This window comes from Streptomyces sp. JLBJ103 (assembly GCF_058215575.1).
In genome coordinates this window covers 5200495-5214821 of record NZ_CM177089.1, presented here as the reverse complement: position 1 = coordinate 5214821, position 14327 = coordinate 5200495, and the positions used below count along the sequence as shown (strand labels likewise).

At 68.9% G+C, this 14327-nt stretch carries 12 protein-coding genes; 3 read left to right on the top strand and 9 right to left on the bottom strand.

The features are described 5' to 3' along the window. Positions 1-24: 24 nt before the first annotated feature. From mreD to AC4BEG_RS22945, 8 genes are all read right to left on the bottom strand, one after another. On the bottom strand, positions 25-741 hold the full coding sequence (gene mreD / locus AC4BEG_RS22980) for a rod shape-determining protein MreD (RefSeq protein WP_490707166.1): 717 nt from the start codon (positions 739-741) through the stop codon (positions 25-27). A gap of 6 nt (positions 742-747) precedes the next feature. After that, positions 748-1701, bottom strand: coding sequence for a rod shape-determining protein MreC (gene mreC / locus AC4BEG_RS22975; RefSeq protein WP_490701630.1), 954 nt, complete (start codon positions 1699-1701; stop codon positions 748-750). A 145-nt stretch (positions 1702-1846) separates the two neighbouring features. Next, the gene (locus AC4BEG_RS22970) at positions 1847-2866 is read right to left on the bottom strand and encodes a rod shape-determining protein (RefSeq protein ID WP_060944038.1); all 1020 of its coding nucleotides are present in this window, start codon (positions 2864-2866) and stop codon (positions 1847-1849) included. 319 nt (positions 2867-3185) lie between these two features. Then, a complete protein-coding gene (gene ndk / locus AC4BEG_RS22965; protein WP_201875571.1) occupies positions 3186-3599 on the bottom strand; it encodes a nucleoside-diphosphate kinase in 414 nt (137 codons plus the stop codon). A gap of 75 nt (positions 3600-3674) precedes the next feature. Beyond that, positions 3675-4031 (bottom strand): DUF4233 domain-containing protein, encoded by a 357-nt coding sequence (locus AC4BEG_RS22960; RefSeq protein WP_490701629.1) that lies wholly within the window; start codon positions 4029-4031, stop codon positions 3675-3677. 1 nt (position 4032) lies between these two features. Further along, positions 4033-5544 (bottom strand): bifunctional tetrahydrofolate synthase/dihydrofolate synthase, encoded by a 1512-nt coding sequence (gene folC / locus AC4BEG_RS22955; RefSeq protein ID WP_490701628.1) that lies wholly within the window; start codon positions 5542-5544, stop codon positions 4033-4035. A gap of 51 nt (positions 5545-5595) precedes the next feature. Beyond that, on the bottom strand, positions 5596-7044 hold the full coding sequence (locus tag AC4BEG_RS22950) for a peptidoglycan D,D-transpeptidase FtsI family protein (protein WP_490701627.1): 1449 nt from the start codon (positions 7042-7044) through the stop codon (positions 5596-5598). Between the two features lie 165 nt (positions 7045-7209). Further along, positions 7210-9843 (bottom strand): valine--tRNA ligase, encoded by a 2634-nt coding sequence (locus AC4BEG_RS22945; RefSeq protein WP_490701626.1) that lies wholly within the window; start codon positions 9841-9843, stop codon positions 7210-7212. Between the two features lie 107 nt (positions 9844-9950). Here AC4BEG_RS22945 and AC4BEG_RS22940 point away from each other — a divergent pair, with 107 nt between their 5' ends. From AC4BEG_RS22940 to AC4BEG_RS22930, 3 genes are read left to right on the top strand one after another with little or no spacing between them, the layout of a single operon-like run. Further along, on the top strand, positions 9951-10883 hold the full coding sequence (locus tag AC4BEG_RS22940; RefSeq protein WP_490701625.1) for a hypothetical protein: 933 nt from the start codon (positions 9951-9953) through the stop codon (positions 10881-10883). A 29-nt stretch (positions 10884-10912) separates the two neighbouring features. Continuing rightward, complete coding sequence (locus tag AC4BEG_RS22935; protein ID WP_490701624.1) at positions 10913-11956, top strand: hypothetical protein; 1044 nt, start codon at positions 10913-10915, stop codon at positions 11954-11956. A 29-nt stretch (positions 11957-11985) separates the two neighbouring features. Continuing rightward, a complete protein-coding gene (locus AC4BEG_RS22930; RefSeq protein ID WP_490701623.1) occupies positions 11986-12828 on the top strand; it encodes a hypothetical protein in 843 nt (280 codons plus the stop codon). A gap of 98 nt (positions 12829-12926) precedes the next feature. Here the strand turns inward: AC4BEG_RS22930 and clpX are convergent, their stop codons facing one another. After that, positions 12927-14213 (bottom strand): ATP-dependent Clp protease ATP-binding subunit ClpX, encoded by a 1287-nt coding sequence (clpX, locus tag AC4BEG_RS22925; protein ID WP_201875563.1) that lies wholly within the window; start codon positions 14211-14213, stop codon positions 12927-12929. Positions 14214-14327 lie beyond the last annotated feature (114 nt).

The window sequence follows — 14327 nt, the reverse complement described above, 5'->3', positions numbered from 1 at the left end:
CGGTGGACAGCGCGGGGGCAGTGCTCACAGGCGCTTGACCCCCTTGATGCGTCCCGACCGGCCCTTGCCCACCTTGGTCAGCAGTCCGCCGCTCTGGCCGCCGATCCGGGCGCTGCGGCCGGTGCGCTTCAGACGGCTCAGCCGGCCCGCCCGCGCGGTGCGGACCCCGCCCGCCGCGCTGATCCAGCGGGACGCGCTGTCGCCACCGGGGCCGCCGCCCGCGCTGTCGGCCATCGGATCGTTCTCGGCCTTCCGGGCCAGCGCCATGATCAGCGGCACCGCGAAGGGGGCCAGCAGCAGGTCGTAGAGGGCGGCGGTGAACAGCAGCTTGCTCAGGCCCACATGGCGCGACCCGTCGTCGCCGACGAGCTCGCCGACGCCCGCGTACAGCAGGGTGGCGCCCATGGCGGCCGCGACGACCACCAGCATCGGGCCGGTGGCCGACCGGAGCTGACCGCTCTCCGGCTTGGCCAGCCCGGCCAGATAGCCGATGACGCACAGCACCAGGGCATAGCGCCCGACCGCGTGGTCGGCGGGCGGTGCGAGGTCGACCAGCAGTCCGGCGCCGAAGCCGATGAGCGCACCGCCGGTGTGGCCGTAGACCAGCGCGAGCCCGAGGACGACGAGCAGCAGCAGATCGGGGACGGCGCCGGGCAGTTGCAGCCGGGCCAGGACGCAGATCTGGGTCAGCAGGGCGAAGAGGACGAGGAGGGTCGACAGGAGGATCCGGTTGAGGTGCAGCATCGGTCAGTCCCTGTAGTCCCTGTTGGCGGCGTTGCTCGAGGGCGAGTTGGTGGGGGTCGCCGTCACGGTGACCGTCGGTGTCGGCTTGGGCTTCGCCGGCTTGGGCGGCAGTACGGTGTCCCGCGGGTTGGAGGGCGGCGGCTCGACCACCACACCGACGATGTCCAGCTTGCTGAACGACACGTAGGGGCGCACCTGGAGGGTGCGGGTGAGGTCGCCGCCGGTGGGGTCGACCCGGACCACCTTGCCGACCGGAACGCCGGGCACGAACGGCTTGTCCGCCTGGGAGCCGAAGGTGACCAGCCGGTCGCCCTTCTTGATCTTCGCCTTGCCGTTGAGGAGCTGGACATGGAGCGATCGGTCGCCGCGCCCGCCCGCGAAGCCGAGCTCACCGGACTTCTCCATCCGGGTGCCAACGGTGAAGTCGGGGTCGATGGCGAGCAGCACGGTGGAGGTGGAGGGGCCGACGGTGGTGACCCGGCCGACCAGTCCGTCGCCGTTGAGCACGGTCATATCGCGGCGGATGCCGTCGTCGCTGCCGACGTCGATGGTGACGGTCCAGGAGAAGCCCTGGGCGGCGCCGATCCCGATGACCTCGGCGCCCTTGATGCCGTACTGGCCGCGACCGGCGACCTTCCGCAGCTTGTCGAGTTCGACCACCCGGGCGCGGTTGCGGTCGTTGCTGCCGAGCCGCGCCTTCAGCTTGGCGTTCTCCTGCTCCAGGGCCTTGATGCGGTCGTGCCGTTCGTCGGAGTCACGAACGGCCGCCACCGCGTTGCCGACCGGGTCGACGGCGGACGCGACGCCGTCCTCCACCGGGCCGAAGACCGAAGCGGCGGCCTGGCGCGCGCCGTCGAGGGGTGAGTCCTCGCCGCCGCGGATGTCCACCGTGATCAGCGCGAACGCGATGGCGACCAGCAGCACCAGAAGCAGCCGGCTCTCTCGTGTGTCCCTCACGTGCGGCGACGTGCCTTCCTCGTCGGAGTCGGACCGGTCGCCGGCGATATGTGGTCTACGGCCGGTCCTGGGGAGCCTTATGCCTGTATATCAGCGTTCTGCCGTACGGGCTGCCATCCACCCGTACGGCCGATACACCGGATTGTCATCTGCGGGGCTGGGCGTCCAGCACCTGCTGGAGCGCCTCGAACTCCTCGACGCACTTGCCGGAGCCGAGCGCGACGGAGTCCAGCGGGTCCTCGGCGATATGGATCGGCATCCCGGTCTCCCGGCGCAGCCGCTCGTCCAGGCCGCGCAGCAGCGCGCCGCCGCCGGTGAGCACGATGCCGCGGTCCATCACATCGCCGGAGAGCTCCGGGGGGCACTTGTCGAGGGTCGTCTTGACCGCGTCGACGATCGAGTTGACCGGTTCCTCCATCGCCTTGCGGACCTCGGCGGCGGAGATGACAACGGTCTTGGGGAGCCCGCTGACCAGGTCGCGGCCGCGGATCTCGGTGTGCTCCTCCTGGTCGCTCTCGAATGCGGAGCCGATGGTGATCTTGATGTTCTCGGCGGTGCGCTCGCCGAGCAGAAGGCTGTACTCCTTCTTGATGTGCTGGATGATCGCGTTGTCCAGCTCATCGCCCGCGACCCGGATGGACTGGGCGGTGACGATGCCGCCGAGCGAGATGACGGCGACCTCGGTGGTGCCGCCGCCGATGTCCACCACCATGTTGCCGGTGGCCTCGTGGACCGGGAGGCCGGAGCCGATGGCGGCGGCCATGGGCTCCTCGATGATGTGCACTTGACGGGCACCCGCCTGGGTGGACGCCTCGATGACGGCACGGCGCTCCACACCGGTGATGCCGGACGGCACACAGACCACAACACGGGGCCGGGCGAGATAGCGGCGCTTGTGGATCTTCAGGATGAAGTACCGCAGCATCCGCTCGGTGATCTCGAAGTCGGCGATAACGCCGTCCTTGAGCGGACGCACGGCGACGATGTTGCCAGGGGTGCGGCCGATCATCTTCTTCGCCTCGGCGCCAACGGCAAGAATTCCACCAGTGTTGGTGTTGATGGCGACGACGGACGGCTCGTTGAGGACGATCCCGCGGCCCCTGACGTACACCAGCGTGTTGGCGGTGCCGAGGTCGACAGCCATGTCACGGCCGATGAACGACATGTTGTTCCCCATGAGGATACGTCAGGCCTTCCCTACTGGAGCGATTGCATGCTTGAGGTTCGGCAGGATGTGTGCGCTGCGAGGCGCGGAAGCTCTCATCGTAGTCACGCCCGCTCGAACACGCTGCGGGGGTCCTCCGCCATTGTCGGCAGAACACGAGCCCGCCCCCTCTAATGGTGACGTCGTGTCGCGGAGATGCGTTCCCCCGATCGGGCCGCATATGCAGAGGGGCGGCCGAGAAATTCGACCGCCCCCAGGTCAGCAGGGGTGTGACGAGTTGATGATCGTTTAGCTCAAGCCGGGTGGGAACCGGCGGGAATCAGGCGAGACCGGGAAAGAAAATCTTGATTTCCCGCAGCGCGGACTCCTCCGAGTCCGAGGCGTGGATGAGATTCTCCCGAACGATGGTGCCGAAATCGCCGCGGATGGAACCCGGGGCGGCGGCGATCGGGTCGGTCGGTCCGGCCAGCGCGCGAACACCCTCGATCACGCGCTCGCCCTCGACGACCAGCGCCACGACCGGGCCGGAGGACATGAACTCCACCAGCGGCTCGTAGAACGGCTTGCCCACATGCTCGGCGTAGTGCTGCTCCAGGAGGTCACGGCCCAGCTCACGCAGTTCCAGGGCGCTGATGGTCCAGCCCGCCTTCTTCTCGATCCGCCCCAGGATCTCGCCCACCAGACCACGGCGTACGGCGTCGGGCTTGAGAAGGACGAGAGTGCGCTGGGTCACGGTGCGGGCTCCTTTGGGAAGTGGCATACGGGTGAAGCTGTGCCGCAGAGGCTACATGGGTGAACAGCGGTCACGTTACGCAGCGTCAGCGGACGGGGTGGCCCCGGTACCGGCGAACCGGGCCTTGGCCGCGTCGACCTTCCGGCCGAAGTGAACCGAGGCCCACCACAACCCGGCGAAGACCGCGCCCAGGAAGAACATCACGGGGACCACAATGCCGCTCAGCACCAGGCCCAGCTGGAGGGCCCAGCCGATCTGCACCGCCCCGGGACGGCTGAGCATGCCGCACAGCAGTACACACAGCGCCATGGCGATACCGCAGACCGTCCAGACCGTGCCGGTCGACAGATCAGACGTCTTCATCGCGACCAGCCCCGCGAAGCCGATGACGAAGAACTCACCGATCAGGGTGGAGGCACACAGCGTTCGCATATCAGCCCTTTCCCAGAAGCAGCCGGGCCTCGCCGACCGTGATCACTGATCCGGTGACCAGGACCCCGGCTCCGGAGTATTCGCCCTCTTCCTCCGCCAGGGTGACAGCCTGCTCCAGTGCGTCGTCCAGCCGGGGCTCGACCTGGACCCGGTCCGCGCCGAAGACCTCGACGGCGATGGCCGCCAGCTCGTCCGCGTCCATCGCGCGATGGGTGGAGTTACGGGTCACCACGACCTCGGCGAAGACCGGCTCGAACGCCTCCAGCAGCCCGCGTACGTCCTTGTCGTCGCTGACCCCGACCACACCGATCAGCCGACTGAAGCCGAACGCCTCGGTGACCGCCTCGGCCGCGGCGTGCGCGCCCGCCGGGTTGTGGGCGGCGTCCAGCACCACGGTGGGACTGCGGCGCACCACCTCCATCCGGCCGGGCGAGGTGACCGAGGCGAAGGCGGTGCGGACGGTGTCGATGTCGAGCGTGCGGGCGTGCTGGGTGCCGATGCCGAAGAACGCCTCGACGGCGGCCAGGGCCACCGCCGCGTTGTGCGCCTGGTGGGCGCCGTACAGCGGGAGGAAGACATCCGGGTACTCGCCGCCGAGGCCGCGCAGGGTCAGCAGCTGGCCGCCGACCGCCACCTCGCGGGAGAGCACTCCGAACTCCATGCCCTCGCGGGCGACCGTGGCGTCCACCTCGACCGCGCGCTTGAGGATCACCGACGCGGCCTCCACCGGCTGCTGTGCCAGCACCACGGTGGCGTCCTGCTTCACTATCCCGGCCTTCTCCCGGGCGATCTGCTCCGGAGTGGTGCCGAGCCGGTCGGTGTGATCCAGGGAGATCGGCATGATCACCGCGACCCCCGCGTCGATCACATTGGTCGCGTCCCAGGTGCCGCCCATGCCGACCTCGACGACCGCGATGTCCACCGGCGCGTCCGCGAAGGCCGCGTAGGCCATACCGGTGAGCACCTCGAAGAAGGACAGCCGGTGCTCCTGCTGAGCGTCGACCATGTCCACATAGGGCTGGATGTCCTGGTATGTCTCAATGAACCGCTCGGCGGAGACGGGCGCGCCGTCCAGGCTGATCCGCTCGGTGATGGACTGCACATGCGGGCTGGTGTAGCGGCCGGTACGCAGCTCGAAGGCGCCCAGCAGCGACTCGATCATGCGCGCGGCGCTGGTCTTGCCGTTGGTCCCGGTGATGTGGATCGAGGGATAGGCCCGCTGCGGCGAACCGAGGATGTCCATCAGCGCCTCGAGGCGCACCAGCGAGGGGTCCAGCTTGGTCTCCGGCCAGCGCTTGGCCAGCTCCGCCTCCACCTCGCGCAGCGCGCGATCCACCTCGGGGTCGGCGGGCCGGGCCGGGATGCCGTCACCCTGCGGCGGCCCGGACTGGGTACGCAGCGTCCGGCTGCCGGCCTCGATCACCGCCAGATCGGGGTCACGGTCGGTCTCCGCTTCGACGATCTCGTCAAATTCGTCTGGTTCGCCGGTTTCGTTCTGGGGGCGCTCGCTCACGCGGTCCAGTCTACGAGGGAGGACTCTCGCGCCCGGGGCCGCCTCGTACCCTCACGCCAGCGTGGCCCGCATCACCGCCCGGGCGATCGGGCCCGCCAGACCGCCACCGGAGACATCGGCGCGCGCCGCGTCGCTGTCCTCGACGACCACCGCGACCGCGACCTTGTGGCCCTCGCCGTCATCCGCGTAACTCACGAACCACGCGTACGGGGTACCGCTGTTGTTCTCGCCGTGCTGCGCGGTGCCGGTCTTGCCGCCCACCTCCGTCCCGGGTATCCGGGCATTGGTGCCGGTGCCCCGGTCCACGACGGTCCGCATCGCCGAACGCAGCTGGTCCGCGGTGTCCCCGGACATCGCCCGGCCGTAGGTCTTGGCCTCGGTGCGGTCCAGGGCGGAGGCGCCACCGTCCGTCGTACGGTCCACCAGGTACGGCGTCATCAGCTTGCCGCCGTCGGCGATGGCCGACGTCACCATGGCCATCTGGAGCGGGGTCGCGGTGACGTCGAACTGGCCGATTCCGGTCAGCCCGGTCTGCGAGTCGTTCATCCCGCTCGGATAGACGCTCTTCGCGGCGCGCACCGGGATGTCCAGCTCGGAGTCGTCGAACCCGAACTTCTCCGCCTGCGCGGCCACCTTCTTCTGCCCCAGGTCCACGGCCATCTTCGCGAAGACCGTGTTGCACGAGTACTGGAGGGCGGTGCGGATCGTCGCGTCCTCGCAGGGCGCCGACGGGTTCTCGTTGCGCATCGTGGTGGCCGTGCCCGGCAGCAGATACGGGTCGGGGCTCTCGGTCCGCTCGTCCACCGAGTCGTACAGGCCGTCCTCGAGCGCGGCGGCGGCCACCACCAGCTTGAAGGCCGAGCCCGGCGGATACGTCTGGCGCAGCGCTCGGTTCAGCATCGGCTGCTTCTTGTCCTTCTGGAGCGCCTGCCATGCCTTCTGGTCGTCGGTGGAGGAGCCCGCGAAGCTGCCGGGGTCGTAGGAGGGCGTGCTGACCAGGGCGAGGATCCGGCCGGTCTCCGGGTCGATCGCCACGGCCGCGCCGGTCTTGTTCCCCAGCCCCTCGAAGGCGGCCTTCTGGGCGGCCGGGTCGATCGTGGTGATCACGTCGCCGGGCTTGGAGGGCTCACGGGTGACCGCCTCGAGGGGGTTCTTCAGCCTGCTGTCGGAGCCGTCGAGGACCGAGCGCTCCAGGGCCTCCAGCTGATTGCTGCCGTACGCCTGGGAGGCGTAGCCGGTGACCGGCGCGTACAGCTTCCCGTCGGTGTAGGTGCGCTGGTAGCGCAGACTGCCCCCGGTGGACCGGGAGCCGGTGATCGGCTTGCCGTCGACGACGATGTCGCCGAGGGGGTTCGCGTACCGGGCGATGGCGATGCGGGTGTTGTGCGGGTTGTCCCGGAGTTCACTGCCCCGCGCCATCTGGACATAGGTGGCCCAGACGATGAGGGACAGCACCAGCAGCAGGGCGAATACGGAGGCCTTCCGCAGCGGCTTGTTCATTCAGCCAGAGCTCCTTCCGGGACGTACATGGAGAAGACTCCCGGAAAGTCCGTTGTGGTTCCCGATGGGGCATACCTGTGCATCGACTGTGAAATCGATGTGTCACAACGCGTCAGCGCCCCCGCCGGCAATCGGCGGGGGCGCTGCGGTTGCGAACGCGGTGGATCAGCCCTTGGGCAGGCCCGCCAACTGGGCGGTGATCCGGGCGATATCGGCCTCGGCGGTCGCCTGCCGGGTGCGGATCTTCTCCACCACATGGTCCGGCGCCTTGGCGAGGAAGCCCTCGTTGGCCAGCTTCGCCGTGGTCTGCGCCTTGTCCTTCTCGGCCGCGGCCAGGTCCTTGGCCAGCCGCTTGCGCTCGGCCTCGACGTCGATCGCGCCGGACAGGTCCAGCGCCACCGTGGCGCCCGCGACCGGGAGCGAGGCGGTGGCGGTGAAGTCCTCACCGGCCGGCTGGAGGCGCAGCAGCGAACGCATCGCGTCCTCGTGGGCGGCCAGCTGGGTGCCGGACAGCTCGAGCCGCGCGGGAACCCGCTGGCCGGGCTGGAGCCCCTGGTCGGCGCGGAACCGGCGGACCTCGGTGACCACCTGCTGGAGGTTTTCGATCTCCCGCTCCGCCGCCTCGTCCCGGAAGCCGCTGTCGTTCGGCCAGTCGGCGATGACCACCGACTCCTGGCCGGTCAGCGAGGTCCACAGCTTCTCGGTGACGAAGGGGACGACCGGGTGCAGCAGCCGCAGCGTGACGTCCAGGACCTCACCGAGGACCCGGCGCGAGGCGTCGGCCTCCGCACCGCCCTTGGCGAAGGTGGTCTTGGACAGCTCGACGTACCAGTCGAAGACCTCGTCCCACGCGAAGTGGTAGAGGACGTCGGAGAGCTTGGCGAACTGGTAGTCCTCGTAGAACGCGTCGACCTCGGCGACGACCTTGTTCAGCCGGGACAGGATCCAGCGGTCGGTGGCCGAAAGCCGCTCGGGGGCGGGGAGTTCGCCCTCGACCGTGGCGCCGTTCATCAGCGCGAAACGGGTCGCGTTCCAGATCTTGTTGGCGAAGTTGCGGGACGCCTGGACCCAGTCCTCGCCGATCGGGACGTCCACACCGGGGTTGGCGCCGCGGGCCAGGGTGAAGCGGACCGCGTCGGAGCCGTACTGGTCCATCCAGTCCAGCGGATTGACCGCGTTTCCAAAGGACTTGGACATCTTCTTGCCGAACTGGTCACGGACCATGCCGTGCAGGGCGATGGTGTGGAACGGCGGGGTGCCGTCCATCGCGTAGAGGCCGAACATCATCATCCGGGCGACCCAGAAGAAGAGGATGTCGTAGCCGGTGACCAGGACCGAGTTCGGATAGAACTTCTCCAGGCTCTCGGTCCGCTCCGGCCAGCCCATCGTGGAGAACGGCCACAGACCCGAGGAGAACCAGGTGTCCAGGACGTCGTTGTCCTGCGTCCAGCCCGCGCCGCTCGGCGGCTCCTCGTCCGGGCCGACGCACACGACCTCGCCGTTCGGCCCGTACCAGACCGGGATCCGGTGGCCCCACCACAGCTGGCGCGAAATGCACCAGTCGTGGAGGTTGTCGACCCAGTCGAAGTAGCGCTTGGACATGTCCTCCGGGTGGATCTTCACCCGGCCGTCGCGGACCGCGTCGCCCGCCTCCTTCGCCAGCGGACCGACCTTGACCCACCACTGCATGGACAGCCGCGGCTCGATGGTGGTCTTGCACCGCGAGCAGTGGCCGACGGCGTGGGTGTACGGCCGCTTCTCGGCGACGATGCGGCCCTCGGCGCGCAGGGCGCCGACGATGGCGCTGCGCGCCTCCAGCCGGTCCAGGCCCTGGAAGGGGCCATGGGCGGTGATCACCGCGTGCTCGTCCATGACGGAGAGATTCGGCAGACCGTGGCGCTGGCCGATCTCGAAGTCATTCGGGTCGTGGGCCGGGGTGACCTTGACCGCGCCGGTGCCGAACTCCGGGTCGACATGGGCGTCGGCGACGACCGGGATCCGGCGGCCGGTGAGCGGCAGTTCGATCTCGGTGCCGATCAGGTGGCGGTAGCGCTCGTCGTCCGGGTGGACCGCGACCGCGGTGTCGCCGAGCATCGTCTCCGCGCGGGTGGTGGCGACGACGATCGACGCCTCCCCGTCGCCGTAGCGGATCGAGACGAGCTCGCCGTCCTCGTCGTCGTACTCGACCTCGATGTCGGAGATGGCGGTGAGACAGCGTGGGCACCAGTTGATGATGCGCTCGGCGCGGTAGATCAGCTCATCGTCGTAGAGCTTCTTGAAGATGGTCTGGACGGCCTTGGACAGCCCCTCGTCCATCGTGAAGCGCTCACGGTTCCAGGCGACGCCGTCGCCCAGGCGCCGCATCTGGCCGGAGATCTGCCCGCCGGACTCGCCCTTCCAGCGCCACACCCGCTCGACGAACGCCTCACGGCCCAGGTCGTGGCGGGAGGCCCCCTCCTTGGCCAGCTCGCGCTCGACCACGTTCTGCGTGGCGATACCGGCGTGGTCCATCCCGGGCTGCCACAGCGTCTCGTAGCCCTGCATCCGCTTGCGCCGGGTGAGCGCATCGATGAGGGTGTGTTCGAAGGCATGACCGAGGTGCAGCGAGCCGGTCACGTTCGGGGGCGGGATGACGATGGTGTAGGGCTCTTTGTCGCTCTTCGCGCTGGCCTCGAAATAACCACGCTCTACCCAGCGCTCGTACAACTGCCCCTCTACATCGGCCGGCGCGTACTGGGTCGGCAGTTCGGGGTGGCTGTTCGGCCCGCTGTCGGGGCGCTGCGAAGAGTTCTCGGTCACGACGGCAGTCTAAAGGGCGGGGGCACTCCGTTACGAACCCGTTGTGGCCCCGGCGCCGAGCCACGGCAACGCGTCGGGAAGGATGTTCCGCACCTGTCATGCGCATCATGGAGAGAGGCACGATGAGCTATCAGCAACCGCCGCCGCAGCCCGGCCCCTACGGGGGTCAGCCAGGGCCGTACGGCGCCGGTCAGCCACCTGTGCCCAATCCCTATGCCCAGCAGCCCGGCTACAACCAGCCCCCGCAGGGAGGCTACGGACAGTCCCCGCAGGGAGGCTACGGCCAGCCGGGCCCCTACAGCGCGCCGGGGCCGTACACACCGCCCCAGGCGCCCACGCCCTACGGCCAGCCTCCGCAGCAGGGGGCGGGCTACTACGGCGGACCGCCGCCCGCACCCGCGCCCGGCGGCCGCGGCAAGGGGCGGACGATCGGGCTCACGGTGGGGGCCCTGGTGGTCGTGGGCGGTCTGGCGGCGGGGGCCTTCGTGCTGTTCGGCGGGGACAGCGGTCCGTACAAGCTGACGACACCCAAGACGGTCGCCGCGGAGTACCAGCGCCAGGGAGCCGGCACCGACGACAAGGATCTGTCGGCGGCGGGCAAAAAGGACCTCCAGAGCATTCCGGTCGTCAAGGATCCGCATCTGGTGGCCGCCGACTACCAGACGTCCGGCAAGAAGATGATGAAGTTCACCGGCGTCTGGGGCGAGGTGACCGATCCCAAGCGGGGCGCGGACCTCGTACTCGCGGTCATCGTCAAAACCCTGCGGGACAACGGCACCGCCGAGGCCAACGGCTCGGCCCAGGAGTTCACTCCGGACGGCTTCGACGGAGACGTCCTGAAGTGCCAGTCGATGAAGTTCACCTCCCAACAGGGATCCATGGAGGCGCCCGCGTGCGTCTGGGGCGATAAGAACACCCTGGGCGTCACGGTGATGGCGGACCCGGCTGCCGCGGTTCTGGGCGACAGCATGTCCCTGAAGGACGCCGCCGATGTGACGGCCAAGGTGCGCGAAGACGCACGCGTCGCGCGAGACAGCTAGCAACACCCAAGTTCAAACGAAGGACTGACATGAGCTACAACCAGCCGGGCCCCTACGGGCAGCAGCCGCAGACGCCGGGACCGTACGGGCAGGGCGGTGCCGCGGGCCAGCCCGGCTACGGCTACCCGCAGCAGGGTGGCTACGGGCAGCAGCCCCCGCCGCCGAACCCCTACGGGCAGCCGCAGGGCCAGCCGCAGCCGGGCTACGGATACCCGCAGGCGCCGCAGCAGCCCGCCCCGCCGTACGGCCAGCCCCAGCAGCCGTACGGTCAGCAGCCGCCCTACGGGCAGCCGGGCATGCCGGGCCCGTACCAGCCGGGCCAGGACCCGAACAGCAACAAGAAGAAGGGCATAGCCCTCGCCATCGGCGCGGTGGTCGTGGTGGCCGCGGTGATCGGCGGTGTGGTGCTGATGGGCGGCGGTGACGACGACAAGGGTGGCAACAACGCCAAGGGCGGCGGCAAGGGCGGCAGCTCGAAGGTCGCCGACGACGGCAAGCGCTACAAGCTCACCACGCCCCAGACGGTGGCCACGGACTACACCAAGGAGCCCGGCAGCAGCGGCGAGTCCGAGAAGCTGAGCGAGAAGGACAAGCAGGACTTCGCCACCTTCGGGGTCACCAACCCGGAGGGCACCGGCGCCAGTTACAAGTCGGGCTCCGGCATGGACCTCAAGGCCCTGGAGTTCAAGGGCGTCTGGGGCGAGGTGAAGGACCCGGCGGCGGTCGTCGACGGCGCCTTCGCCAAGATCGCCAAGGAAGCGACGAATGACCCGTCGGCCGGTTCCAACGGCGCCAAGGCCGAACTGGTCGGCAGCCCCGAGGAGAAGTCCCCCAGCGGGCTGGACAACGCCGTGATGAAGTGCCAGAACGCCAAGTTCACGCCGGGTTCCGCCGGGACCAGCGGCGCCAAGCCGTTCACCATCCCGATCTGCATGTGGGGCGACCACAGCACCGTCGGCTACGTGGTCGTCTCCGACACGGCGTCCGCGGTGTCCGGCAGGGGCCTGTCGCTGGACGAGGCCGCCGAGATCGCAGCCAACGTCCGCAAGGACGTGCGTGTCGAGGTCAGTTAGCGAACCGGAAAGGGGAATCCCCAGCACCCATGAGCCACAACCAGCCACCGCCGCCGCCCGGTCCGCCGCCCGGACCGTTCGGTGGCGGTCAGCCCAATCCGTACGGCGGGGGCCAGCAGCCGTCCGCGGAGCCCAACCCCTACGCCCAGCCCCCGTCCTACGGCTACCCCCAGCAGCCGCAGGCACCCCAACAGGGGTACGGCTACCCCCAGCAGCCGGGACCCTACGGACAGCCGCCCTACCCGGGGCAACCCACGCCCGGCGGGGGGCGCAACAAGACCAAGATCATCGCCATTACGGCCGCCGCGCTGGTGGTGACGGGCGCGATCGTCGCCGGAGCCGTGGTGCTCACCGGTGGCAAGGACAAGCCCAAGGCGATGAAGCTGGTCACCCCCAAGGAACTCGACGACGGCGATTACAAGCTGGACAAGGGCACGACGGACCTCAAGAACGAGGGCACCAGCGTGCAGGACAGCATGCCCGACGGCGCGACCTCCGTCATGGCCCGCTACACGCAGGCCTCCGACGAGAACTCGGGGCTGGTCTTCTCCGGTATGTACGGCGAGATCAGCGACCCCAAGAAGGTCCAGGACTCGATGTTCAAGAGCTTCAAGGGCGGCGACAGCTCCCCGAGCGTCGAGCAGAAGCGGAAGAAGTTCCAGCCCAACGGCGCGGACGGCCCCGCCATCGAGTGCGAGGTCGTCAAGCTCTACGGCCGGCTCTACGCCCCGGCCTGCGCCTGGGCGGAGAAGACCGACGCGGCGATGGTGCTGGACGTCGACGGCGAGCGGGAGACCGCGTCCGACGTCGATCTGGAGGACTTCGCCAAGGTGACCGCCGGCATCTACAAGGACACCCGCAAGCCCGCCTGACGCGTCGCGGGGGCGCCCTCAGGCGCACACAAGAACAGGAAGAGGGCCCCGGGATACCCACCGGGGCCCTCTTCCTGTGTTCAACGTTCAGCAGGCGGTCAGGCGCTCTTCTCGTGGCGCTCGCCCGGCTCGCTGCCGCGGGTGCGCGGGACCAGGGTCGGGTTGACGTTGGAGTGCACGACCTCTTCGGTGATGACGACCCGGGCGACATCCTTGCGGGACGGCACCTCGTACATCGCCGACATCAGCACCTCTTCGATGATGGCGCGCAGTCCGCGCGCGCCGGTGCCGCGCAGGATCGCCTGGTCGGCGATGGCCTCCAGGGCGGGGCGGTCGAAGTCCAGCTCCACACCGTCGAGTTCGAACAGCCGCTGGTACTGCTTGACCAGTGCGTTCCTCGGCTCGACCAGGATCTGGAGCAGCGCCTCGCGGTCGAGGTTGTGGACGGAGGTGATGACCGGGAGACGGCCGATGAACTCCGGGATCATCCCGAACTTCACCAGGTCCTCCGGCATGACCTCCTGGAACTGGTCGCTGGCCTCGATCTCGCGCTTGGAGCGGATGGTAGCGCCGAAACCGATGCCCTTGGCGCCCGCCCGCGACTCGATGATCTTCTCCAGACCGGCGAAGGCGCCGCCCACGATGAACAGCACATTCGTGGTGTCGATCTGGATGAACTCCTGGTGCGGATGCTTGCGGCCGCCCTGCGGCGGAACGGAGGCGGTGGTGCCCTCGAGGATCTTCAGCAGCGCCTGCTGGACACCCTCACCGGAGACATCACGGGTGATCGAGGGGTTCTCGCTCTTACGGGCCACCTTGTCGATCTCGTCGATGTAGATGATGCCCGTCTCGGCCTTCTTGACGTCGTAGTCAGCGGCCTGGATCAGCTTCAGGAGGATGTTCTCGACGTCCTCGCCGACATAGCCCGCCTCGGTGAGCGCGGTGGCGTCGGCGATGGCGAAGGGGACGTTGAGCATCCGGGCGAGGGTCTGGGCCAGCAGGGTCTTGCCGGAGCCGGTGGGGCCGAGCAGCAGGATGTTGGACTTCGCCAACTCGATGCCGTCGTCGCGGTTGTGGCCGCCGTTCTCCCCCGCCTGCACCCGCTTGTAGTGGTTGTAGACGGCGACGGAGAGCGCCTTCTTGGCGGCCTCCTGGCCGACCACATAGCCCTCGAGGAACTCGTAGATCTCGCGCGGCTTGGGGAGTTCCTCCCAGCGCACCTCGGAGGTCTCGGCGAGCTCCTCCTCGATGATCTCGTTGCAGAGATCGATGCACTCATCGCAGATGTACACACCCGGGCCCGCGATGAGCTTCTTCACCTGCTTCTGGCTCTTCCCGCAGAACGAGCACTTGAGCAGGTCGCCGCCGTCACCGATGCGTGCCACGAGGTGCTTCCCCTTCGCCTTGGATCCGCTTTGCCCGGCGGACCCGGGTGCTTGCGCTGCGCTTTCTGCTTCTGTTACCGGGGGCCTGACCCGGCCCTCTATGACGGTACCTTG

Excerpts from the sequence above, each read along its gene's own strand:
- AC4BEG_RS22970 (WP_060944038.1), bottom strand. The coding sequence starts at position 2,866 with ATGTCGTTCATCGGCCGTGACATGGCTGTCGACCTCGGCACCGCCAAC.
- AC4BEG_RS22960 (WP_490701629.1), bottom strand. The coding sequence starts at position 4,031 with ATGCGAACGCTGTGTGCCTCCACCCTGATCGGTGAGTTCTTCGTCATC.
- AC4BEG_RS22950 (WP_490701627.1), bottom strand. The coding sequence starts at position 7,044 with ATGAACAAGCCGCTGCGGAAGGCCTCCGTATTCGCCCTGCTGCTGGTG.
- AC4BEG_RS22940 (WP_490701625.1), top strand. The coding sequence starts at position 9,951 with ATGGAGAGAGGCACGATGAGCTATCAGCAACCGCCGCCGCAGCCCGGC.
- AC4BEG_RS22935 (WP_490701624.1), top strand. The coding sequence starts at position 10,913 with ATGAGCTACAACCAGCCGGGCCCCTACGGGCAGCAGCCGCAGACGCCG.
- AC4BEG_RS22930 (WP_490701623.1), top strand. The coding sequence starts at position 11,986 with ATGAGCCACAACCAGCCACCGCCGCCGCCCGGTCCGCCGCCCGGACCG.